Here is a 23,452-nt window from a genome sequence, read left to right on the forward strand (position 1 = left end):
TCTGATCGGCTCATAACCTGAAGGTCGTAGGTTCAAATCCTACCCCCGCAACCAAAAAATTACCACATATCAAACGCTTGGATGCCGACCAAAACAGTCAGGCATCGCAAGCGTAACTTTACATCAACGCCACATCAACGTTTGCAAAGACGGGTGGCGACGACCTTGCAGTGGGCGAAGATCAATCGCGTTTGTTCTCCTCCATCTGACGCTCATACACATCCATAAGAAAGTGCCCGCGGAGCCAATCGACAAAATACTGAGTCGCCCGGAAATCGTCGACCTGCGTGATCAAGATGCTGATTATATCCGAAAGCTGGATCCCTTGAAGATGCATCATGCGCCGTAACACGATACTAGCGGAGCGCTGCGCAGTCGTTCCACCATGATAGTAGGCAAAAGCTTTTTGAATAAATTCAGCGGCGGTCTTAATATGACTGACCAGATCCGCGTCCGGCGTCCCGAGATATTCTGCCGCGGCGGCGAATCTTTCGAGGTTCGGGGTGTCGTCGACCCTAAGCATGCTAAGCAGAATATAACTGTTCAAAGCAACATATGAATGGCCGTGGAAACATAAGTGTAGCAACACATCGGTATAAGCTTCGGTCGAAAGAGAGCCTTCTATTGCAAGAACGCGAAGTACCGCATCGATTCCAAAGGCCTCTTGCTTCCCTATTGCGGAAGCAATCTGGCGTAGTCGAAGGTCAGCAGAGAGAAGGACGCCTTCTTCGCGGGCCACAACGGCAAGACAATCAAACTGAGGGCCCATGAAGTTCGCCAAGCGAACAAGCTCCCTGTCGATTTTACTCGGAACCTCAATGCCGACAACATCGCAAACGGAAGCGATCTTGCAGCTGATGCTTTGAATCAGTTGGGCTTGCCTTGCAACCTCATCTGCCGAGTGCTCTTCGAGCACGAAGCCATCCTCATGCTCAGCCATCGATCTTCTACCATCAGGGCTTCTGCCCAAATTTTCGATGATCTCGCCAAACTCATCTAATGCCGACGCGGGGATCGTCAACTTCGGAAACACATCTTTGATGGCATCGAGAACACCTAGCGTCTCGAGCAACCAAGCAGTGTAGGCATCCAGAACCAATATTCGGTTGGTTGCACGACGGGCTGTTTCTAGCTCTCTAGACGTATCTTCAGCATAGCCTGTCGCGCTGAAAATCTTCTTACCGGATTTCGCTAGATGGATCGCGAAATCAATCGAATTTCCGCCACCTGCCCGTGCCATTGCACCAATTGGCATCGGTCCTTCGAGGTAAATTTTCTCCAAGCGCTCTATTGCTTCCCGTCGTTCACGCACGCTTTCCAGAATGGGGGTGATATCATCGCCGACAATCTTCACGGTATAGAAGCTGCCGTTGTCGGGGAACTGATCCTGCAGAGTTCGTGTGATATCGTGGAAAAGATGGAGATATTTCGATTTGATTTCTTTGATGGTCCAGGAGAAGCGGGTCGGGCCAGAAGAGGTCTCAAACTGATCGCCGCAGCGCTTCCCAAGAGCGGCCTGCACTACAGAGTTAGTAATTTCTATATGATTGGTCAAATCCGATGCGACGTCGGTGATTACAATCGTCCAATCCTCGTACCCCGGCCTCGCGAACGTCACCATCGCATCGGTGGACACCTCGTGAATCGACGGTACTGGAGGGGTTGCGCTGTCAAATGCATCTGCAAGAAGCAGTCCGCTATATCCCAGGCAGGCCTTAAAGTTGTTCCGATTTCTTGAAGTCAGATTGTACGCATACTCGAGTGCGTCAGCACGACCATTCCGCCAGACCAACTGCGCAAGCGCAATTCGGTCATCGACGGGACCTTCAAGTTGCACTAAGTCAACACTACTCAAAAAGTCTCGTGCTCTACGTGTTGCACCATCGCGGCTGAGTGATTGCCAGTAGGCAAGCTGGGTCCGGACGTTATGCGGCTCCGAAAGCAAGGAACGTTTAAACCAGGACGCTGCCTCTCGGGGTTGGCGCCTATTCAGATGGAAGTGCCCACCAGCTCGGTTCAGCTCTGCGTCAGAATTTGACGAAGTTCGGAGGGCCGCGAAGAAGGCAACACCCGATTGGCGGGCTACATCCGAGCGGGCATAGGAAATCGCTAGCCACCGGCGCGACAAATCATCCCGAGCGGGATCGACATGCTCTTCGAGCAAGTCGACAACTAGGTCAGGCATGTCGCGATCCATGGCTTCGCCTGCCAAAGCCCGCCTAAGCTCAGCATCTGCGCCGGCTCCTGAAGAAATGGCTCGGTCGAATGCAGCCGCGGAGAGTTCATCAAGCCCCGCTTTAGAAGCCATCTGTGCAAGGAATAGATCGTTTTCTGCGCGTGGCGGGCCTTCTCGGTGGAAGATCGCCTGGAACGCTGCTGGCTGACAGGCCTGTCCTTCCAACATTGCGTCCAAGAGATCCCGCGCAAAGGCGCTATCAATTCTGCCTGAACGTGAAATCTCATCAGGATGAGTTTCACATATTTCTTGCGCCCGGCGCCAATCGCCCTCGCGTAGCGCGCTCTCCAGTCTGAGGATTGCAGAACCGTCAAAGTCGGTCGCCAGAACGCGTGCCAGAAGATCATTGTCTCTGGCATCCAAGGCAAATGCCCCAACCGCCTGCTTGGCCTGATTATCGCTAAGTAGAAGATCCAGGTGGTTCGTGACGAGCCTTGATGCGGCCTCCTTGTTGCCGGTGATCCGGAGTGCGACAAGTGTATTCTGTAGCAGCGTCACATCCGGGGCCAACCGACCAGATTCTGCTTCAAGATGACTATTCCATTGGCTTTCCAACATGCTGGCTGCCTTTGAAGCGCGCTTCATCGCGTAGGTGCGGTCTGCTGGATTGCCGGTGTCGGTAACGATAGCCCGAACGGCAATGTCGAGATCAGCCTCGGCGCCAAGTCGCATCGCGCGCTTTGACTCAGGATACAGCCTCGCAAGCTCCTGTGCGCTTGTAACCCATCCGGGATCGCTGTTTTGTCGCTTTGCGTCTACAAATGCTGTCAGTACATCTTCTGATTGCCGAACTGTGGCTGGAATTGCATCCGACTCGATCGCTTCGCCGACGCTGCTTTTCACGTAGATAAAGTTAGCCCAATGCATCGAAGCATTTGGTTCCTCTTCAAGGAGTTCTTGCAGTAGTTCGAGCGCCGCTGCTGAATTTTCTTGAATTAGGTGGCCCACTACCGCGTTGGCTTTAATCTTGAGGTTGTCAGGATCGATTTCCAGCGCGGACAGAAAGTGCTGTGCAGCCTCATCATATTTTCCCAAGCTTTTCAGACAGGAGCCCTTGAGCCCGAGTACCCGCGCCCTCAACTTCGGAGAAATCTGATTCGACCTTTTGGGATCATCGAACCTGTCAGTTAAAAGGTCCAAAGCAGTCTGAAACTTTTCGGAAAGCACTAAACCGCGGCAAATCTCTAGTTCCCCGTCAAGTGGATCTGTTTCGATAATTCCAACTTCCACTTTCCGCACGAGAGCATCTACATGCTCCTTGGTGTCATCAACGCGCTCTGCAAGGTCAGACTGCTCAAGGCGCAGTAGTTCAGTCTGCGCGGTAAGGCCCTCAATCTCTTCGCCTTGTTGGTTGGTCGCTTGGGTGATGCGCTCCTGCCAATTCTGATTCTGCTTGTCTAGCTTCGATGGTATTGCCCAGCGCCCAAACGAAACAAGTGCGCTGCCGCCTGGCACCAGCGATAGCGCCGCCTCAACCGTGCTGCGGGTTCCTTCCCTAATTTTCGTACCCTTGCCTGGCTTCTCGATCTTCACCACGTTTTCACCAACTAGGTTCATTGCAGCTAAGAGGACCTAGCTGACGTTGCTTCGGCTGCGCGTTCAATGCGCGATATACGAACCTACTAGGAGCGAGAGTGATAGTTTGTACGGTAGGCACATGCCCACCATTTGCCCTGAGTCTGAACGTCCACCCCAATATATGGGATTGATCGCTCCCATGCGAGTCTAACGCAATTGCCTGCATTCTGATTTTGGCATGGGTCTAAGGCCGATCTATGCGGTCTTGTTACCATCCGAATTTGTTATCTGCAGTTGGCAAGAAGGGGGGAGAGCGTCAACGTTCAATCGCCCTCAAGTCAAAGCTTGAGTTTCAGATGCGGTTCTGCGTTTGTTCTGACCCATGACACGCCGCAGCACACCTCAAGCCAAGATCGACGATTCGGCCTTTCCGGTCCGGGTGTTGATCTGCGTGCCGGAGATGGGCTTTGGCCGTCGGTCCGATGCGCTGCATGAGTGGCTGGCGACGCGGATCGGCCGTGGAAACTATGCCTGGCATGGTGGCGGGCGCGGTGGCACGCGGGACCGGATCGCGCTCTATTTCCGTGAACCGGATGCTGCCAGCGCCTGCCTGACCGCATTTCCGGACCTGGAATTGGCTGACGGAACCTGCCTTCCGGGCTACAGTTCACCCTATCTTCCCTTTGGCCGCTCCGAGGACGACGACAGCGTGTGCAACCTTTACAATCAGACCACCACGCAGGAGGCGATGCGCCAGCTTTTCAAGGGGTTGAGCATGACCGACCGCGCGGGCAATGTCGCGCCGGGCAAGGTCTATCCGGATCAGTTGGCTCCGATCATCCGCCATGACGGCGCTTCGCTGGAATTGGTGAAGGCACGGTGGGGGATGCCATCGCCGCCCTCGGTTTTGAAGACCCAACGGGATCCGGGCGTCACCAATGTCCGCAACCTGACCTCGCCGCATTGGCGGCGCTGGCTGGGGCCCGCACATCGCTGCCTGGTGCCGGTCACGGCCTTCGCCGAACCGATCAAGGGCGGCAATCAGTGGTTTGCCCCGGCCGAAGCAGGGACGCCGATGTTCTTCGCCGGGATCGAGGTTCGGGGCTGGACTTCGGTTCGGAAGGTGAAGGATGGCGAGACCACCGACGATCTCTATGCATTTCTGACTTGCGCGCCCAATGCCGAAGTGAAATCGGTGCATCCGAAAGCCATGCCGGTCATCATGACCGATCCCCGGGATTGGGAGACCTGGCTTTCGGCACCGATCGAAATCGCCAGCAAGCTGCAACGCCCGCTGCCGGATGGACAATTGGCGCTGGTGGACGCCCCGCCCGATGCGTCCTGACATTGGCGATCAGCCCGCGCACACCCGCGCCTGCGCCCTTATGACGGCATAATCCGCCATCATCCCGACCAGCACGGCGTCCTGGGGCAGCGCTTCGAGCTCCGCCGCCGCCCGGTCCCGCACCGCCTGATCATAACCCACGACCGGCGGACACACCGCGCCGCCTGGATCAGAACTGACCGTCGCGCATGCGGTCAGCGAGATCGTCGCGATCACGAGGGCGATTGCTGGATGCCTCAAGCATGCGGCGTTGGATGTCATTCTGGCGCTCCATCTGGTTCAGGCGTTCGGCGCAGCGACCGGCGGTTTCACCGGTACGCCGCAGGTTAAGAAGGAAGAGGAGGACCGCGCCGATCAGCGCGATCCCGATGGCCAGCCGCCGCGCCCAGCGCGACGCGATCAACGCAGCGAGGGCGCCAATCATCGCCGCCCCCGGTTCCAGTCGTCGAGCCGGGCCCATACGGTGAGCCCGATCCCGGCCAGCGCGAGGGCAATGAAGGCCCAGCGCAGCGCGTCGAGATAGGGGATCAGCGGCTGAATGGCCGACTGCGCATCGCTCAGCGTGTCCTGCGCGATTTCGATCCCTGCCGCACCGACGGTCGCAAGTCCTGCCGCGCCGCTGCCCTTCAGGGTCCGGCTGTCGGTCAGATGTTCCCGTGCGGGCGGCTGATCCTCGGCGAAGGGGATGGCGCGTGCCGGAAAGGGTTCGCCCCAGCGCCGGGCAGGGCCGAGATCGATATGCATGAAGCCCGAGCGGGGATAGGTGCCGAAACCCAGAAAGCCCTCGGCCCGGGCTGCCTTCTCGAACACCACCGGATCGTGATTGGCCATGGAGATGTCGAAGGCGATGCCTACCAGGTGCTTCGAGCGCTTCGCCCCACGCACCCGGGCATTGTGCTCGGGGCTGCGATAGGCGGAATTCACGATCAGCGGCTTGCCAAGACTGCTGCGCAAAGCCTGCAGCCGGTCGAGGGCCTCGTCATGGATCAGGATCGATCCAGTGCCGCGACAGGCGATTTCGGCGGGCGAGAAATTCGGCCAGCGCCATGTTTCTTTCGGCACGTCGCGCCAGTGGCGATAGAAGCGGGTGGTCATGGATATCCTCCGGATATGAAAAGACCCGCCGGGAGGGCGGGCCGTGGGGTGAATGGAATGTGGTGAGCGTTGATCGCCGCGCGGTGGATCAGCCGCCCTCGCCGAAGAGTTTCAGCTTCAGCGCGATCCCGCCCAGCAGGGTCAGGATCAGCCCGGCGGTCAGCATGCGAATGATGGTCTGGGCGGCGGTGCGGCGCATCAGGCGGATGCCCTCCAGCAGCGCGCGCAGATCGCGGATGTCGAGGGCGGCTTCTCTGCCATCGAGCCCGGCATCGACCAGCGCGCGGCGTGCACCTTCCTGCGCGGCCCGGGCCAGCAGCTCTTCGAATTCGCTTTCGCTCATCTGCAGCATGTCGTCGAGGCGTTTGGGTGTCATCCGATCTTCGCTCCCCAGAATGTGGTGTGGTCGGTGGCGAAATATCCATCCGCCGCACGAAAGCTGCCCTGCAGCGTGACGGTGTCGCCCGCATCCAGCGAAGCCATCGTCTGCAGCCAGAGGGCGGTCGCTTCCGAGACATGCGCGCTGGAAATCTCACCGAACGATCCCCGGATTTCCGTGGACCCGTTCAGCACCAGCCGCCCGCGCATCCGGGCGTTGCTGCTGGCATTGATCTTGAAGAGCAGCGATGCGCCGAAGAGATATGTGCCCGTCACAGGTGCGACGAAGCGATTGGTCGCGGCGTCAAAGCAGCCCTGGTCATTGTATTCGGCCACATTGATCCCGAGCGTCGTCCAGCTGTCGGTGGCGACATAGTTGTCGTAATTCGTATAAGCCTTGAAGCGCGGCAGGTTCGGTTGGCTGGCGATCCCTGTGGCCGGATCGACGCCCAGCGCATCGCGGAAGCCCGACCCGTCGGACGAGACGGCGATGCGCAGCTGGTCCGATCCGAAAAGGCCGATCAGCGCCCGGGTGGAAAAGCCGGTCTGCAGGATCATCCCGGCATCGTTAGTACCCGTTTCCCGGTTCAGGGTCTGGGTCAGGTCGCCGCTGCCGCCATCGGCCGAGTAGAGCGCGGTCCAGAGGGCGTTGTTCAGCTTTGCCGAAAAGGGCGAACCGGCGCTGGCTGCCATGCCGATGCCGAGCCGGGTCAAATCGTCGAGGGCAGTCGGGATCAGCGGCTCCCAGCCCGTGCCGTTCCGGACCAGCAGGACCGATTCATCCTCGACCCATGCCCGCCAGCCCTCGCGTGGTGGCAATCGCAGCCAGGTCCCATCGGTCCAGAGGGCCACATTCAGATCCCAGCCCGCCCAAGCCCCGGTCGCGCCGGAAGCGACGATGTAACGGTCGCCATCGGTCGGGCTGGCGGGCGGTGCCGTCAACCCCCGGCTTTTGACAGAGAGCTGCACCAGCCCGTCGAGCAGGCGCAGGGCCTCGTTATGGGTGACGTGTTTCTGGGCCTGCGCCGCCATCAGATAGGGCAGCAGCAGGTTCGTTGTGCTGTCGGACATTTTTTGGTTTCCCGGTCGTCAGAGATAAAGGGTGGTGGTGCGTGCGGTGCCGCGCCCGATGCGGGCCGAAAGCTGGAAGATGCGGATGGTCAGGTTGTCGCCCGGCGCCAGTTCTGCGCCCCAGTCGGCGACCTGCTGGGCGGCGGTGTAGGTGACCGAGGGCGCATTGCTGGTCAGGGTCCGCTTCACGGCACTGCCATCGAGAATCTGGACCTCGTAGATCTCCTGTTCCTCGCCCAGCGGCACCTCAATCCCCTGCCAACTGTCGGCAGCAAGGCTGCGGGAGCGCCGTGTCCATCGGATCACCAGATCGCCCGGCACATGCGGGCGCCGCCATGGCTGGTCGACATGGGCCGGCGAGAACGGGCGCAGCCCTTCGCATTCGGGTGTGAAACTCATGGCGGCAAAGGTGTCGCTGCTGACCGGGTGGCGGGCGGGACCGATGCGCCAGTTGAACGGAATACCGAGATCGGCTTCGGGGATCGGGAGCGGGGTCAGGACCTCGTTCCACAGCACGACCCGCGCTCCGGCCGGGGTGGGATTGCCCATGGCCTGTTCAGTGCCGCGCTGGCCGCGCAGCAGCCGGGTCAGGCGGTATCGCCCCGGCGCGATCAGCTCGGCATGGCCCGCCTGGACGATCTCCCAGCGCCCCGGTGTCGTTTCGATTGCCATTGCATTCGCCCCACCGAACAGCGCCAGATCGCTGACACTCTCCAGCTGACCGCTTGCCAGATCGAGGGTCAGCACATTGCCCATATCGAAGCGTGAGGTGGGTCCGGGCCAGAGGTCGGATGTGAGACGCCCCAAGTTCGCTCGGCGCCGCACCGTCGTGACCAGTTCGTACCCATCCTCGCTCGGGCTGCGATACACCGCCAGCGCACCAGGCCAGGGTTTTGCCGTGGCCGCGATCAGCGGCTGATGCGCAGGGATCTCGTCGCGCAACTGCGGCAGATCGAGAATGACGACTGCGGGCGGTCCGAATGTGACGGCGCGGGGCAGGGTCGCCGGTCGCTCGGTGCCGGGCGGTAGAACATAGGCCTCGCGGTCCTGCCGCACCGCCTCGATGCCGCGCGCTTCGGCATCGGCGATGGCGGTCAGGCGGAACTGCTGGACCCGACCATCGTGGTCCAGTGCGATCACATCCGCCGGGTCGAGCGCCAGCCGTGAGGGCGGCAGCCGAAACACCGCGCTTTCGCGGCCCGCCCAGGCTTCCTGCAGGGCACGACGGCAGCGGCGCTCGGCCTCTTCGGGCGGCACCGCCATCGGAAAGCTCTCGGAGGCGATACGGCTGGTGTCGACGGTGATGCGGGACGCCTCTACCAGCGCGGCGTCGTAATCCTCGTCCGCCCGGGCGACCTGCCACTTCAATGCCTGCGGCAGCTCCGTCTCCTGCGCCCGGGTCAGCTCGATGGCTTCGCCGTCCGCATTGCCGACGACCAGATCGTCATGGCCGACGGCGGCAACCGGTGCCCGGCCGCGCATGACAAATCGGATCAGGCCTTCGCTCTCGACCGCATCAAACCCGAAATGCCGCGCCAGCGTGGTGATCGAGGCACGGGGACTTTCCAGCGCGGTGATCGCATAGCCTTCGACCGCGCCCCAGAGGCCGGAGACATCGATGCGGGCTTCCGGCAGCCCGGCGCGGAGGCAAAGATGGCGGACAAGGGCCGCGAGTGACACCGCGCCCAGCCGTCCGGTCAGCCAGTGTCCCAGCCGCCAGTTGGCGCCATCGGTCCAGACATCGCCCAGCGCCGGAAAGAAGGGATAGGGCCGGGAATCCCAGGTCCAGGCAGCGCATTCCGAGACCTCGACCATGCGGCCCGCATATTCCGTCGAGACCGGGTTGTTCGATGCCTTGCCCCAGAACATGTATGTCGCCTCAAGATAAGCGCGCTGGATCGCGTCATCCCGCCAGCCGCGCGAATGGTATGGCACGAAGCTTTCGGATGACTTGGGGTCGTAGAAGACATTGGGCTGATTGGTGCCCCGGTCGATGGCCGGACAGCCGAGCTCGGTGAAGCGGATCGGCTTTGACGCGGGCAGCCATGCGGTCGGCGTCTCGGCCTCGACCCCGCCCGGCCGGTCGAAATGTCGGTTCGACCACCAGGCGCGCAGATCCTTCGGGCGGAACACCCAGGGCTTGCCCAGCGCACCATCGCTGATTGGGGTTCGGACCTGTGCCGCACGGTCGGCCTCCGTGGCATAGAACCAGTCGAACCCTTCGCCGCCGACAATATTCGATTGCAGATAGGCCCGATCATGGATCGCGGGCCATCCTGCCTGCGCGTCCAGATGGTCGAAGCCATCGCGCCAGTCCGAAAGCGGCAGGTAATTGTCGATGCCGATGAAATCGATGTTCTGGTCGGACCAGAGCGGATCGAGGTGGAAGAAGACATCGCCGCTGCCATCGGCTGGCTGATGCCCGAAATATTCCGACCAGTCGGCGGCATAGCTGATTTTTGTGCCCGGCCCGAGAATGGCGCGCACATCGGCGGCCAGCGTGCGGAAGGCCGCGACGGCCGGATAGCTGTTTCCGCTTGCCCGGATCGTGGTCAGGCCGCGCATCTCCGATCCGATGAGAAAACTGTCCACGCCGCCCGCTGCGGCGCAGAGATGGGCGTAATGCAGCACCATGCGCCGGAGCCCGTGGTCGTTCGGATCGCCCGCCCAGCGGACCTCGTCGCCGCTGACAGTAAAATCCGAGGGACTGGCAGCACCGAAGAAGGCATCAACCTGTTCAGCCGCAGCCGCCGTCTTGTCGGCGCTGCCTGCCTGACCCGCCGCAGGCGAAGAGGTGATGCGGCCACGCCACGGAAAAGCGGGCTGGCCGGTGCCCGCGGCATGACCCGAATAGGGATCCGGCAGGGCGTTGCCCGGGGGCACGTCCATCAGGATGAACGGATAGAAGGTGACATGCAGCCCGCGCGCCTTCATCTCCCGGATCGCCTGCACCACCGCGAAATCCGTTGGCGTGCCGCCATAGACGGGACGATCCTCGGAATCGTGGCTGACGAGATGGGCATCGGCACGGGCGACGCCATTCACTGACCATGTCCTCGGGCTGCTCGCCTTCTCGGACACCTCGACGCCGGGCTGGATGGTGCAATGCCCGCAGCGCAGATCGTTGCCGAACCAGGCCACGACCAGGCTGACGCTTTCGACCTTCGGGGCCGTCGCCTGCAGCCGATCCAGCGCCACGATCATGTCGGGGCTGCCCGGGGTGGCGTTCAGGTTCTCGGCTGTGCTGTCGCCAGAACCGCCCTTGCGTACTGGTTCCGTTGCATAAGTGAACTCGCCAGAAGCCGGGATCAGGGTGACGGCGCGGGTCAGACCTTCTGCCGTGTCAGGATCGGCCAGCGGCCGGAACACTTCGAAACTCAGCTGTGGCAGGCGGTTGCCATAGTCGTTCAGCGACAGATCCTCGAAGACGACATAAGCGGTGCCGCGAAAGGCAGGTGTTTGGTCCACGCCCATGGTGGCTGCGATGAAGGGGTCGGGCTGCTGCGTTTCGGAGCCTGGATACCAGCGCCAGGTGAGGCCCGAGGTATCGAGCGGCTTGCCATCTGCCCAGATGCGACCGATGCCGGTGATGTCACCTTCACACAATGCGACCGCGAAGGAGGCATAGTAGAGATATTCCGTCGTCTCGACTTTCGGCCCGCCGCCTTTGCCGCCGCCCTGGCGGCTGGTGCGGGTCTCCTCGCGGAAATCCGTCGCCCAGATGATATTCCCGCCCAAACGCATGCGGCCGAAGACGCGCGGGATGACCGCGCCCTCGGTCGAGGCGGTGATGCGCAGATTGTCGAGCCGCGCGCCTTCGATGCGCTGGGCGGGGGCGAGGGAAGAGACGATCCAGCTGTCCACGGCCGCGCCGATGGTGGAGCCGATCATGCCGCCGATGGCTGCGCCGGAAAAGCCGAGGATCGCGCCGCCGAAGCCGCCGCCAATCGTGGCGCCGACCGAGGCAAGAACAAGGGTGGCCATGATTAGGAGCTTTCAGATGCTGAGGAAGAGAAAGGCGAAGACGATGCGCCGCTGCCAGGCAGGCGTCAGGGGTTCTTCAATGACGCCCAGCCGCTCATAGGCATGGATGAAGCGGTCCGGCGCGGTCAGGATGCCGACATGTTTGGCGATGGCGCCGGGACGCATGCGGAACAGCACCAGCGCGCCGGGACCGGCATCCGCGACCGGCAGTTCGATCATCATCCGCCGAGCGCCGTCTGCCAGAACTTCGCGCATGCCGGTCTCGCCCCAATCGCGGCTATAGGGCGGGATCGGGAAAGGTTCCTCGCCCACGAGTTCGCGCCAGACGCCGCGCGCCAGCCCGAGGCAGTCGCAGCCGACGCCTTTGAGGCTGGCCTGATCGTGATAGGGCGTGCCGAGCCATGTGCGCGCGGTAGCGATGACGCGGTCCGGATCGGTGGCGGTTTGCAGCCGGGTCACAGCACGCTTCCGTCATGGGTGCCATCCTCGCTGGCATAGCGCAAAATGGTGTCCTGGCCAGGGATGTGCGGAAAACCCCGGAAGTTCACCACATTCCCGAATTTTGTGCCGCAGGTCGCGATGCGCTTGTCGCAGCCGGCGCGGATGGCGAAGCCATCGCCCGTGCCCATGGGCCGAATGGGCGCTTCCAGCAGCGTGATAACGGCAATGCCATCGCTGCGGTCATGGGCCAGAACCTCGGCCCGGCGACCGGCATTGGGACCAGTGGTCCATTCCAGCGTGCCGAAGCGGAACCAGCCGGGTGCAAAGCCGCCCAGACCCGAGGCGGTAAAGGCGCGGTCGCGCAGGCTGTCGATGACGGTGCCGGTGCCGCGAAACGCCGGATCCTCCAGATCGACACCGCAGCGGGGATGGCCCAGCGCCGCGTCGCAGCTGGCCTGAAACACCCGCCCGACGGTCTGGCCGAGGACATGCGACATCGAGCGGATCTCGGCCACGAAGGCATGCCGCCCGCGCCGGATCTGACCGATGGCGCCGCGTCGCATCAGAACGCGCTGATTTGTCATTTGCCAGTTCACACGCCAGAGCTCGACCTCGGCATTGTCCCAGCGTCCGTCCAAAATATCGGTTTCGGTGATCCGGTCCGAGCGCAAAGCGCCTGCTGCGTCCTGCGCGTCCACCGAGAGATCGGCGCCTGAGCGGATCTCGCTCGCCGTCAGACCGCTTTCCGGCTCGAATTCGGTGCCGTCGAATGTCAGCGCCCGGTCGTGGTCGGTGAAGCCGAAAGCCATGCCATCGGCACGGTTGATGCGCCAGCACCAGGAGAGCGTCGTGGTGCCGCTGTCGAAATGGGTCTGCAGCGCGGGCGGGATCGTCTTCATCGCCGGATCTCCAGCAGGGGGATTGATGTGATGGAACCCAGCCGCTCGATATCCAGCGTCACGTCCAGCGCGTCGCTGTCGAAGCGCACCGGCACATCGAATTCGAACCCAGCGGTGATGGCGATGCCGGTGGCTGGAGCAGTGTCGAAGCTGACGAGGCCGGTCTTGTGATCGACCGACCAGCCGCTGGATTGTGGCGCACCATTCAGGGCGATCTGGACTGACCCAGCGACCGGCTTGGTGATCGCCCGCGTCCAGGACTGCCCGCCCGAGGCGTAACGCTTTACCAGCTGGAAACTGGTCGTCACGCCATCGCCAGTCCCGATCTGCTGATCGGTCGGCGACGGGGTCCGTGAAGGCAGACATGACCGATGATCGGCCCAATCCTTGAAGCGGAAGCCATAAAGCCGCCCGTTCCGTGCCTCGAAAAAGGCCACCACCACCGCCAGATCGTCGGCGCGGCGGATGCCGTAGCTAACATCATAGCGCCGCCGACTGTTGGCCCAGCTGGCGTTGCGCTCCTCGTCGCCCGAGGCCAGTTCGACGATCTGGGTGCGCCGTTCCGGCCCGCCCCGCGCGCCGCGGCTGATATTGTCCGGAAACCGGACATCGTGAAATGCCATCCTTCACCTTCCTTTCGTGGGGATCTGTCAGAGGCCGCGACGGCCCAGCGAGACAGCACGGGCGATGTCGGCGGCGATCTGGGTGCGGGACTGCCGGAAGCTCTCGGCATCGCGGGCATTGATCGTGACGTTGACGGCTGGGGAACCGGATTGGCCGTAGCTCGCTGCCTCGCGGCGTGACAGTACCCGTTCCCCGCGCTGAAGGATCGCCGGTACCTCGTCATGGCGCAGTCCGACCATGCCACCGGCATGCATGCGCGGCGCCCCGGCAAAGGCCAGCGCCGGAACCATGCGGCCAGGACCTGCCGCACCGACCATCCCGCCTGTATGCATGATGCTTGCAAAGATTCCGCCCGCGCCGCCCAGCGCGCCGGAGAGCGCATTGGCGATGGGCCCTAGCAGGAACCGCCGCGCCGCCAGCTTCGACAAATCGGCCAGCAGCGAGGTGACCAGATCGCGGAAATCGAGCTTGCCGGTTTTCACGAATTCGCCGACCGCGTTTTCCGCACTCTGGAATGCGCTGACCAGCGCCTGGCCGATATCGGCACCGATGTCTTTGGCCTTCTTCGCATAATCCGACAGGGCCTCGGTCACGGCCTTCCAGGCGGTGGCCGTGGCCTCAGTCACGGGCTTTGCCTCTTCCGCCGCCGCTTTGCCTGCGGCCCCGGCGTCCTTCGCGCCCGCGCCCGCACCGGTGGCGGCGGTTTCGACCCCGCCCAGCGCATCTTCATAGCGCCCGGCGGCTTCGGTCGCCACGTCCAGCGCCGCGCTTCCGATATCCTCGCCGCCCGACATCGCGGCGCGCAACGCGTCCATGGCCGGGCCGAAGCCATCGAAGGCGGAGGCCCGGCTGGAACCGGCCCGGTCGCGATAGCGCCCCGCCATATGCGCCGAATTGCTGGCCGCATGTTCCAGCATGGACGCCCGGCCGAGCGCTTCAAAGACATCGATGCGGGTGTCCGAGCCAATCTCCTCGGCAACCTTGTTGAAGGTCGGCGCGATCATCCCCAGAAAGTCCGCCCATTTCCCGGCGAGGAATGCCATCAGCCGGGTCCAGATCGCCTCGATCTCCGATTGCATGGCCCGGAAATCGTCGGCGAAGGACATGGCCGTCGCCTTGATCCCCTCCCAGACCGCCTTGGCCACATCGCCCATCAGCGCCATGGCATTGCCGAAACCGCCCGCGCCCCTGACCAGCTTCGTGAACTGATAGACGAGTTCCCCGGCCCCGACGATCAGGGCGCCGATGCCCGTTCGGATCAGCGCGCCGCGCAGCACCACCAGCGCCGTGGCGAGACCTCGGACGGACAGTGCCGCGGTCGCCAGTCCCGCCACCCAGCGTCCGGCCATGAAAGCCGCGAAACTGGCCGCATAGGTGGACAGACGTCCGATCTGGTCGAAGAGGCCGCTGATGGCCATCCCAAGCGGTCCGGTGCGGCTGGCCAGCGCCACCATGGTATTGGCGACGGCTTCGAGGGCGGGTGCGGCGGCCACGGCCAGTTGATTCGACAGCCCGCGCCAAATCAGCCCCAACCGCGAGATGGCGTCGTTTGTCCGTTCGATCCGGTCGGCATCCTGTTCAGAGACCACGACACCGAAGGCGCGCACATCCTCGGTTGCCTGGCGCAAGGTGGCGGTGTCGATGCGCGCCATCGCAATCGAGCCTTCCTCGCCGAAGAGCTGGCCCGCCACGGCCGCGCGCTGGGCGACGGGGACGAAGGCCTCGATGGCGGCATTGATTGCCCCGACGCGCTGGTCCAGCGGCAGGGCCAGCAAGTCCCCCACAGTCAGTCCCAGCCGTTCCAGCGCATCGGCGGCCGGGCCGCCACCCGCCGCCGCCTGGCTGAGCCGCCGTGTCAGATCCTTGGTCGCCTGTTCGATGCCGGACATCGACACGCCCGCCAGTTCCCCTGCACGCTCCAGCGTCTGGATCGAGGCGACCGTGGTGCCGAGCGACTGGGCGAGCTTGGCCTGCGCATCCACCGTTTGCAGTCCCGACCGCACCATGGCGATGCCAGCAGCCGTGGCTGCGGCGACTGCAGCGGCTGCCGCGACACCGACCTTCCGCGTGAACCCGGCCATGCGGGCATTCGCCGCCTCCATCTCGCGCGACAGCCGCCCGAAGCCGCGAGACCCGGCCTCGCCGACACCTTCCAGCTCGGCGCGCACCTGTCGCCCGCCCACCGCCGCAAGGCGGACGCTGACGCGTTTTTCTGCCATCTCATCTTTCCATCTGTTCGTTCATCTTCCGGACCATCACTGCCTCGACGATGGGCAGCAGTTCGGCGGCGGCCGGAGGCGGGATACCCAGCGCCGTCGCCAGCCCCAGCGCGGCGGTCAGATCCCAGCCGATCACCGCGCCCGTCAGCACGCGCAACTGACCGCCCAACCGTCCGACCAGATCCCAGACCTGCCAGCCTTCGAATGTCAGCGGCTGGTTTGCGCGGCCCGGGCAGTCCGGGCACGTCCCTTCGCAGGCCGCGCAATAGCTGTCGCCCCCACCGAAGGACCATTCGGCAAGGGCGCGGAGACGTTTTTTTCCTGTTCCAGCAGCAGGCCCTTCGAGACATAGACCAGTTGGAACGCCTCGAAGATCGGCCAGATGTCCAGAAGCGCGTCGATGGCCTGAGGGCTGGGGGTGATGATATTCCCCTCGGCGTCGCCGACACCTTCCCAGGCCAGCACCGCGCGCCGGGCCAGTGCCTTGGCGAAGATCAGGGCGCGGATTTCGTCGCTGGTATCGCCCGAGACAGCTTCCACCTCCGGACCACTGCGGGTGGCGACCATCAGCGCCGTGGTCAGCGGGCGCAGCCGCACCCGGACGCCGGGCGCCAGATCGTGCCAGCGCGGTTCATTGCTCAGGTCGAGTGTCAGCATCAGTATTCCTCGCGGTCGTTGATCAGGATTGCGGTGCACATGCGGCCCAAGACGCTGTCGCGCGCGGCCTGCCAGTCGAATGTGGCCTGTACGCCCTGCGGCCCGGAAATCTCGATCCGGGGGCGGGGCAGGTAGACGGCATGGACGGTGAAGGCGAAGTTCTCTCCGGAAGGCAGGGCATAGGAGAAGTCCAGCGCGCAAGGATCGCCATCCATGGCCTGTGTCACCAGCGTACTGTCCGAGAACCGGACCTCGATGGATCCGGTCAGCGCGGCAATCGACGGATCGGCGCCATCGATGCGGCCATCGGCGCGGATGGTCTCGATCCGGTCGAGATTGTTGGCATAGCTGATTTGGGCCGAGACGACATTGCCCAGCGCCGCGCCATTGCGGGTGATCGCGCCGTTGAAATGGCCGAAACGCTTCAGATCGATGGGGGCAGGTGTGCCAGCATTGCTGACGGTCCCGACTGTCTCGCCCTGCGCGACCAGCCGCGCGGTCGCGGTCAGCAGGCCGGAGCGCTGAATCTGCCAACTGAGCTGGTCCAGCACGCAGCCGGAATAGAGTGCATATCGCGGCACCTCGGGCATGCCGGTCTCGATCGAGAGGCTGGGCAGCGTCCAAGCCCCGGAGCGGAACTCATGCGTCCAGGGCCCGGTGCCGGTAGTGACCGGGTCTCCGAAGGCCGCCCTCAGCCAGAAGCCGAAACCTTCCGCATCGATCGGTACGACCACATCGCCATCGGCCGTCACCGCATCCTTGATCGGTGCCAGCGGATCGCGGCCATAGCCCAAGAGTTCGGAGTTCAGCAGCGGCTGCTCGGCTCCCAACGTGGTGCTGGCGAAGGGCATCTTCGTGAAACCGCCCACCGGCGGCGTGCCATAGACGGTCTCGAACGCAAGCGCCATCTGCGCCCGCGCCCCCTGGGCTCGTGCCATCGTGTTCTCCTCGATTTTAGGGTGATTCAGTCGAGCGGATCGGCGGTGGTATAGTGCAGGATGACCGGGATCACCGCCGCCTTCAGGCTCGCCGCGCCCTCGACGGGAAGATCGACCGGACGCGGCGCTTCCGCCTCGACCCAGTCGCAGAGACCTCCGAGCGTCCGGTCGGCGGCGAGCACCGCGCCGACGCTGGCGCAGACGGTGTCGAAGGTCGCATCACGGTCGACACCCTGAACGACTGCCTCGATCTCGGCGCGGTGCTGGTAGTGATATTGGAGCGGAGAGAGCGTCACCTCGGGTTCGCCCGGGTCGCCATCGCGCAGGATCAGCAGGCCGCCGGCCGGCACGCGCTCGGGCAGGACGTCGCCGCGCAGGGCAGTGGCGGGCAGCGAAGAAAGGCACGCGTGCAGTGCGGTCAGGATGGTTTCGCGGAGGGTAGGCATCTGAGTTCCTAGGGACGCGAGGCGTCGGACCCTCACCAAGAAGTCCGCATGCTACGCGAATTCGAACGAAAGCTGGCGGGCTGATTTTTCAGATTGATACAGCCAAATGCCTGCGTCGAATTCTCGCCGAGATATCGATAGCAGGTCAGCTGCGTAGCTGAAAACGTCGCGCAGATAGTCGTAACTGGTGTCTTCAAGACCTGCGCATTCAGCGAAGCCTCTGATGTGACGGTCAACGGCGATGCAATCGGCGCCAACAAGGCAAGCCATGTAATCGACAGTCTTAGGCCCGACGCCCCTCACGTTCCTGATTTGCGCGCGGAAAGCACTGTCTTGAAGTGCTCGGCTTAGCTCGGCTGTGCTGTCAATTTTCTCTTCGGCCACGAAATCGACCAAGGCATCGAAGCGCGAAACTTTCTCGCTATGTTCCCACTGCAGAAACTTGACGCTGCCCTCGCGGTCGACCACGTCGATCAGAGCCGTTAGGGTTGCTGCTTGCGGAAATAGGCGCAGGATTGAGGCAATGCGTGGGCGCACTACTTTAGCATAGTTCAAACCTGCCTGGAGAACGGAGTCAGCTAGCACCGCGCCCATGTGATGGTAGACTGGCCTACAGGAAGCACGAGATTCCAAAACCCCAGAGCGAACAGCGTGGTCTGCGATGCAACGCGCGGCGTGAAGCGCATCCATGGTGTTCTGCTTTTCTGCCATTTGCACACGTATCCACTCAGGTGATTCCTGCCTCAGCCAAGGCATTCAGCCTCTCTACGCAGTTGGGGCAAGCCCCGCAAGGAAACGAACTGCATGCCTGGCATGAGAAGGTGCGGCCGATGGGGACATCGAGCTCAAGTGCCAGCCGCACAACATCGGTCTTCGACATTTCGCGCAAGGGCGAATGAAACCGAACAGCGCCGACGTCCTTCGAAAGCTCTTCGAGACCGTTCATGAAGGCAGCGCTGCAGTCGATCTCCTTGGCATGGTTGCTGTTGATGAAGCCCGAATAGACATTCATGATCTTCAGAGTCTGTGCGCGAGCGGCCGCGACGGAAAAAAACAGCATTGTGCGGTATGGAATGTACAGATCGTCATCGGTGATTCTTTCGTTCCAGAGGTCGGCCTCCACAATCATGCGTGACGGCGAACCCCTGAAAATATCCGATATGTCCAAGCGTTCGGGTGGCAGGGAAGTCGGCGGTAGAACGGAGAGAACTTTTCCCCATTCCGTCTCTGCACAGTGCTGACCGTAATCGAAGAAAACGGGGTGCACATCAACACCTTCACGGACCAGCATGTGGCATACCGTTGTTGAATCGAGGCCGCCAGAGACCATGACAAGCGCTTGTCTCATTTCTTGGATCTCAGGCTGGACATGGCCTCGAACAGCCCGTTCAGGCAGGCATCGAGACTGTTCGAATAAACTGTGCTACCTGCGATCACCATGGTGTTGGCGTTTTCGTTAAGCGGATCATAGGTAATGACAGGTTTTCCGGCCGCGAGGGCCAGCCCGATCTCCACCAGCGTGCCAGGGTCGCGGCCTTGAGGCAGCGCGAATACTATTTCGCACTCACTAAGGAGTCGGAGATCCCCAAGATAGGCGGCGCGCATTTCGTGCATTTGGCTCTGCGGCTTTAGTTCGCCGTTCTCTTGCACGGGACGTCTGACGTTGAAGTTGTGATAGCCCAGAGCATCCAGCGCTTCTTCAAGATGGGTGCGGTCAATGTATGTGAAGTCCGGTGCGGCAAAGTAAATCTGGAAGGTTGGCCGCACATGCCATGGTAGGACTGTCCCGCCCAGCTCCCGCATTTGAGCGACGCTGACCGCGAGGCTTCGCTGAACATCCCTTTTGAAGTCATCGGGATAGGTTGTCTGAGCGTAGCATGTTGCGGCGCGTGCAGCTTTCCAAGCAGCGTCGAAAACGTCAGCACCGAGCAACGATACGAACACTGCGGAATAGACGTCGCCAACTCCAACCGAGTTCACTGTACCGCCGAGAAGTGCCGGCACTTCATCTGTTTGGCCGCTGGCAAGGTCAATCACCCTGCTGCCGCCACGATTTTCCTTGAGCAGCACAGCGCTTGGCGACAATTCGCTGAGCTCGAGGGTAAGCGCCGATAAGTCGTCCGACGCCTTCTCTAGAAACAACTCAGACGAGGTTGATGTAATGAGCGCAGCCAGACGGCCTCGAAACGCTGATAGCGCCTGCAAATCCGCTAGATCGTACGCGATGTCAAAACTAATCCGTGCTTTGCCGCCTAAAAGGGCTGCCAAGTCGGTGAGATCAAATCTGCCGGGAAAAATAAGGCAGGAGGCGAAGTTTCCGAGCTTGGAAGAATCGTCCCGATATCTTACGGATTTCTCGTCTCTCAATATGTCTTGATAGGCTTGATCGGCTAGTTCGGTCGGGTCGCCGATTGCCATGAGGTTTGGCGCGCCGCTGACCTCGGCCAGCCAAATAAATTCCGCACATCCCAAGCTTTCAAGATATGCTCGTGCCTGATCGACCAGATATGCTGGGCAGACAGCCGCCACAGCAAACCTCGCGTCTATCGCCCAGAGCCCCCGGGCCGCATGGACTATTCCGCCAAGCCGCAACTTACTTTGAGAATTTGGCGATGGTAGCGTAAAATCTACGTAGACTTCGCCGATGAGCAATAGACCGCGATCAGCGCTCATGGAGCGGTGGGGGCGAAGTCTGCGCTGACCGATGCGACCGGTGAAGACGCTGATGCGTTGACGCGGCCGGTATAGCTGAAGCCTGCGGCGATACAGTCCGCAAGATAGTTGAGTCGAGTGGGTAGCGCCCCCACCTTCTGGCCCGATGCATCGACGGCGAACAATCTGCCATGCTGTTCGATTGATAGGGCTGTGCCCGTGACAGGAACGTCACCGTTGGTTCTAAAATACTCGCATTGCTCTACTTCTTCCAGATTGCTGGAAAATGCGCGGGCGCAACGATCTTCGCCACTTGCACCGCCACCACCAGCCCCTTGCCCATCCGTTTTGGGGCGAGAGCCCGGGTAATCCGAGAAGCTGCCGGAGCCTGTGCTACCCATCCTAAAACCTCAAATCAACATACTGTGGTGAATTGATGGTCGTGCAGAATATCTGCGGTTGCAAGCAATTTGTTGGGGCATTTTGGAACTGGGTAACAGCTGGAAGTGCTGATAGCGACACAAGTCGTTGAATTTTCTTTTCATCGCCCCTCGACCCACTTCCCCACAATCCTCCTAGGCACCGCATCCGCCGCCCTTTCCGCATCCTGCCCCAGATCCAGCCTTTTGGGCAGCCTGACCTGCGGCACCAGCAGGAAGATCGGCACCGTGGTGCGCCCGCGTCCGGTTTTGGAACGTGACGCCACCGCATGGCCCTTGGTGTTCAGCCGCCCTTCGGCCACCAGCAGGCTTGGTCCGCGCCTGCGATAGACGAAGCGCAGCCGCAGCCCGGTGCGCCTTTCCCATTCGCCGGGCGTGATGCGCCCGCCGCGCAGGGATTTTCCGGCAGCCTCGGTGGGAATGGCCAGCCAGAACCCGTCGCGGGAGCGGATCAGCGGCCCGGCATTATGGGCACCGACAATCACCGGCGCCTTGGACCACACCAGCGCGGTGGCGTTCAGGCTCTCGCCCGCCTTGGGATAGGTGGCGTTGCGGATCAAATTCGCCAGCCGCCGTCCCAATCCTGCGCCGGTGATCTGCCCGCGCCATGCGGTCTTGAGGCCCATACCCGCCTCGCGCATGGCACAGGTCACGGCCTTTTCGCCTGCCCTGATCTCGGCCCGCATCATGGCGACGAGATCGGGATCGATGTCGAGCTTCAGCTTCATGCAGGCACCAGTTCTACCGTCCAGATCAGCCGGTCGCGGTCGCGGATCGGCTCGCCCTGGATGGCGAAGCTGTCCGCGCCGATGACGATCAGATCGCTGGGCCGGGGATCGGGGAGATCGCTGACCCGGATATCGGCGGTCAGGGTTTCCGAAAGAATCCGCGCCGATCCGAACTCGGTGATCCGGTCCGGCGCGCGGCGGATCAGGCGGATCGGGCGTTCCTCCGATGTGCCACTCGCAATCCAGACGGCAGATACCGACATGTCGGGATGCGCGAAGATGCGATCCATGGCGGCGGCAAACGCGTTCATCAGTTCGAGCTGTGCAGCCGGATGGCGAGACGCGGGCGCTTGTTCACCGGCAGGATCGAGGCCTCGGTCATCAGGTCGATCCAGCGGCCCTTGGGGTCGAGATGCTGGCGGGCATAGAGCGGCAGACCGATGGTATTGGCGGTCTCCAGCAGGTTTGCCGAACCGCCATAGGTGGTAAACGTGTCCATGGTGCCGGTCGGGAAGGCGATGCCCTCGTTCGCCGGGACCAGCCGTTCCGATGCCTTGGTCGAGAGGGTGACCGCGCCCGCATATTCCTCGAAGAGGATGCCCGCGAAGGGGAAGTTGCGCCGCACATCCTGCCGCAGCGGCTGGGCGCCGGTCGCGGCATAGAACTTGTAGGCCTCTTCGGTCTTCGGGTGCGAGATCAGCTTGTCGAAGAATTCGCGGCTGACCAGGGCATGGACGCCCGACATGCTTTCGCCCAGCAGATTGTCCTCGACGGCGCGCAGCACCTCGCGGACCTTGCCCTGAATGTTGGTACCAGCGGTGCCCAGCACGAAATCGACGCTGATCTGCGCGATGCCGAATTCGGTGAAGTAATTGTAGAGCGTGGTGCCCGCCCCATCCTTCACGATGCCGCGCAGCGCGTTCATCTCCATATATTCGCGGGTCTGGGCATGCTTGCGGCGCATCAGGGTCAGTTTGCGGGTCATCACCGCGACCAGCGGATCGGCCTCGTCCCCGGCACCGACCGCCGGCACACCCTGAATATCGGCGGGCAGGATCACATCGTCATGAGGGATCCAGGGCAGCGCAAAGCTGCGCATGGCGCGGCCCTCGCGGGAACCGACGGTGGCCGGACCGCCCAAGGGGACCGAGGGCAGGAGGTTCAGCACGCCCTCGATCTGTTCGATGATGACGCTGCGCTGGGAGACGCCCTCGAAGCGGAAGAGGCCCAGTTCTCCGAGGCGAGTATAGAGGTTCGGCAGGATGTTGATGGCCTGAGTCATCTCGGCCAGCGAATAACCGCCGGCATCGAAGGGATTGCGGATGATGGTCATGGGGAAACCTTGTCGGGAAGGAGGGGAAGAGGTGTCGCAGCCGCCGGTCAGGCGCTGTCTCGGATGACGATGCCCAGCGCGGTCAGTTCCGCATGTTTGGCTGCGATCTTGGCCGCATCATCGACGCTGCCATCGTAGAAAAGGGCGTCGCGTGACACGATCGCCGGGCCACGGGCCAGAAGGATGCCGGTCGCCTCGGAGAGACGCGTATCGACCGGATAGAGCAGAATGCCGACAGCCACCTCGGCGCCATCGCTGCCGCCATGGCTGGCGAAGGTGTATCTGCCGCTGGTGGTGATGCGGCCCAGAACGGCGCCTGCCGGGTATTCGGTGCCCGCGGCGAGGGTGACGGTCTCGCGGGTATAGTTGGGGTTCAGCTCATATTTGAGTGCATCGCCCATCGAGGGCGGTTGGGTCAGAACGGGCATCTTGGTCTCCTGAAGGTGTC

At 62.4% G+C, this 23,452-nt stretch carries 22 protein-coding genes; 1 reads left to right on the forward strand and 21 read right to left on the reverse strand.

The window, feature by feature from the left end:
* Nucleotides 1-181: 181 nt before the first annotated feature.
* The gene (locus tag PAF17_RS16695; RefSeq protein ID WP_271890234.1) at nt 182-3,769 is read right to left on the reverse strand and encodes a tetratricopeptide repeat protein; all 3,588 of its coding nucleotides are present in this window, start codon (nt 3,767-3,769) and stop codon (nt 182-184) included.
* 367 nt (nt 3,770-4,136) lie between these two features.
* On the opposite strand from PAF17_RS16695, the gene PAF17_RS16700 reads away from it, so the two are divergent.
* Nucleotides 4,137-5,099: an SOS response-associated peptidase gene (locus PAF17_RS16700; protein ID WP_271890235.1), complete on the forward strand. Its 963-nt coding sequence runs from the start codon at nt 4,137-4,139 to the stop codon at nt 5,097-5,099.
* A 169-nt stretch (nt 5,100-5,268) separates the two neighbouring features.
* Here PAF17_RS16700 and PAF17_RS16705 read toward each other — a convergent pair whose 3' ends face one another.
* The 20 genes from PAF17_RS16705 to PAF17_RS16800 all read right to left on the reverse strand — a co-directional run bounded on the left by PAF17_RS16705 (nt 5,269) and on the right by PAF17_RS16800 (nt 23,432).
* Nucleotides 5,269-5,523, reverse strand: coding sequence for a hypothetical protein (locus PAF17_RS16705; RefSeq protein WP_271890236.1), 255 nt, complete (start codon nt 5,521-5,523; stop codon nt 5,269-5,271).
* Nucleotides 5,520-6,194 (reverse strand): YcbK family protein, encoded by a 675-nt coding sequence (locus tag PAF17_RS16710; protein ID WP_271890237.1) that lies wholly within the window; start codon nt 6,192-6,194, stop codon nt 5,520-5,522. Before PAF17_RS16710 ends, PAF17_RS16705 begins: the two co-directional genes overlap by 4 nt.
* 88 nt (nt 6,195-6,282) lie before the next feature.
* The gene (locus tag PAF17_RS16715; protein ID WP_271890238.1) at nt 6,283-6,570 is read right to left on the reverse strand and encodes a DUF6127 family protein; all 288 of its coding nucleotides are present in this window, start codon (nt 6,568-6,570) and stop codon (nt 6,283-6,285) included.
* Nucleotides 6,567-7,643 (reverse strand): DUF2793 domain-containing protein, encoded by a 1,077-nt coding sequence (locus PAF17_RS16720; protein WP_271890239.1) that lies wholly within the window; start codon nt 7,641-7,643, stop codon nt 6,567-6,569. Before PAF17_RS16720 ends, PAF17_RS16715 begins: the two co-directional genes overlap by 4 nt.
* An 18-nt stretch (nt 7,644-7,661) precedes the next feature.
* Nucleotides 7,662-11,627, reverse strand: coding sequence for a baseplate multidomain protein megatron (locus PAF17_RS16725; protein ID WP_271890240.1), 3,966 nt, complete (start codon nt 11,625-11,627; stop codon nt 7,662-7,664).
* 12 nt (nt 11,628-11,639) lie between these two features.
* Entirely contained in the window at nt 11,640-12,086 is a 447-nt protein-coding gene (locus PAF17_RS16730; protein WP_271890241.1) for an NlpC/P60 family protein, read from the reverse strand.
* Complete coding sequence (locus PAF17_RS16735) at nt 12,083-12,967, reverse strand: DUF2163 domain-containing protein (RefSeq protein WP_271890242.1); 885 nt, start codon at nt 12,965-12,967, stop codon at nt 12,083-12,085. Before PAF17_RS16735 ends, PAF17_RS16730 begins: the two co-directional genes overlap by 4 nt.
* On the reverse strand, nt 12,964-13,590 hold the full coding sequence (locus tag PAF17_RS16740) for a DUF2460 domain-containing protein (protein WP_271890243.1): 627 nt from the start codon (nt 13,588-13,590) through the stop codon (nt 12,964-12,966). Before PAF17_RS16740 ends, PAF17_RS16735 begins: the two co-directional genes overlap by 4 nt.
* A 27-nt stretch (nt 13,591-13,617) precedes the next feature.
* Nucleotides 13,618-15,810, reverse strand: coding sequence for a phage tail tape measure C-terminal domain-containing protein (locus PAF17_RS16745; protein WP_271890244.1), 2,193 nt, complete (start codon nt 15,808-15,810; stop codon nt 13,618-13,620).
* A 1-nt stretch (nt 15,811) separates the two neighbouring features.
* Nucleotides 15,812-15,979: a DUF7697 family protein gene (locus tag PAF17_RS16750; RefSeq protein WP_271890245.1), complete on the reverse strand. Its 168-nt coding sequence runs from the start codon at nt 15,977-15,979 to the stop codon at nt 15,812-15,814.
* Between the two features lie 38 nt (nt 15,980-16,017).
* A complete protein-coding gene (locus PAF17_RS16755; protein WP_271890246.1) occupies nt 16,018-16,467 on the reverse strand; it encodes a hypothetical protein in 450 nt (149 codons plus the stop codon).
* Nucleotides 16,467-17,405 carry a phage tail tube protein gene (locus PAF17_RS16760; protein WP_271890247.1) on the reverse strand — a complete coding sequence of 313 codons (939 nt, stop codon included), beginning with the start codon at nt 17,403-17,405 and terminating at the stop codon, nt 16,467-16,469. The genes PAF17_RS16755 and PAF17_RS16760 overlap by 1 nt, the downstream gene beginning before the upstream one ends.
* 26 nt (nt 17,406-17,431) lie before the next feature.
* Nucleotides 17,432-17,851 (reverse strand): acyl-CoA transferase, encoded by a 420-nt coding sequence (locus tag PAF17_RS16765; protein ID WP_271890248.1) that lies wholly within the window; start codon nt 17,849-17,851, stop codon nt 17,432-17,434.
* Nucleotides 17,852-17,902: 51 nt separating this feature from the next.
* The gene (locus tag PAF17_RS16770) at nt 17,903-18,562 is read right to left on the reverse strand and encodes an HhH-GDP family DNA glycosylase (RefSeq protein WP_271890249.1); all 660 of its coding nucleotides are present in this window, start codon (nt 18,560-18,562) and stop codon (nt 17,903-17,905) included.
* Between the two features lie 16 nt (nt 18,563-18,578).
* On the reverse strand, nt 18,579-19,199 hold the full coding sequence (locus PAF17_RS16775) for a 7-cyano-7-deazaguanine synthase (RefSeq protein ID WP_271890250.1): 621 nt from the start codon (nt 19,197-19,199) through the stop codon (nt 18,579-18,581).
* Entirely contained in the window at nt 19,196-20,524 is a 1,329-nt protein-coding gene (locus PAF17_RS16780) for a nucleoside 2-deoxyribosyltransferase (protein WP_271890251.1), read from the reverse strand. Before PAF17_RS16780 ends, PAF17_RS16775 begins: the two co-directional genes overlap by 4 nt.
* A gap of 520 nt (nt 20,525-21,044) precedes the next feature.
* On the reverse strand, nt 21,045-21,671 hold the full coding sequence (locus PAF17_RS16785; protein WP_271890252.1) for a DUF6441 family protein: 627 nt from the start codon (nt 21,669-21,671) through the stop codon (nt 21,045-21,047).
* Nucleotides 21,668-21,982: a head-tail joining protein gene (locus PAF17_RS16790; protein ID WP_271890253.1), complete on the reverse strand. Its 315-nt coding sequence runs from the start codon at nt 21,980-21,982 to the stop codon at nt 21,668-21,670. Before PAF17_RS16790 ends, PAF17_RS16785 begins: the two co-directional genes overlap by 4 nt.
* Nucleotides 21,982-23,004 (reverse strand): major capsid protein, encoded by a 1,023-nt coding sequence (locus tag PAF17_RS16795; RefSeq protein ID WP_271890254.1) that lies wholly within the window; start codon nt 23,002-23,004, stop codon nt 21,982-21,984. The genes PAF17_RS16790 and PAF17_RS16795 overlap by 1 nt, the downstream gene beginning before the upstream one ends.
* A gap of 47 nt (nt 23,005-23,051) precedes the next feature.
* On the reverse strand, nt 23,052-23,432 hold the full coding sequence (locus PAF17_RS16800; protein ID WP_271890255.1) for a head decoration protein: 381 nt from the start codon (nt 23,430-23,432) through the stop codon (nt 23,052-23,054).
* Nucleotides 23,433-23,452: the final 20 nt, after the last annotated feature.

This window comes from Paracoccus onchidii (genome assembly GCF_028294535.1).
In the GTDB taxonomy this organism is placed as follows: domain Bacteria; phylum Pseudomonadota; class Alphaproteobacteria; order Rhodobacterales; family Rhodobacteraceae; genus Paracoccus; species Paracoccus onchidii.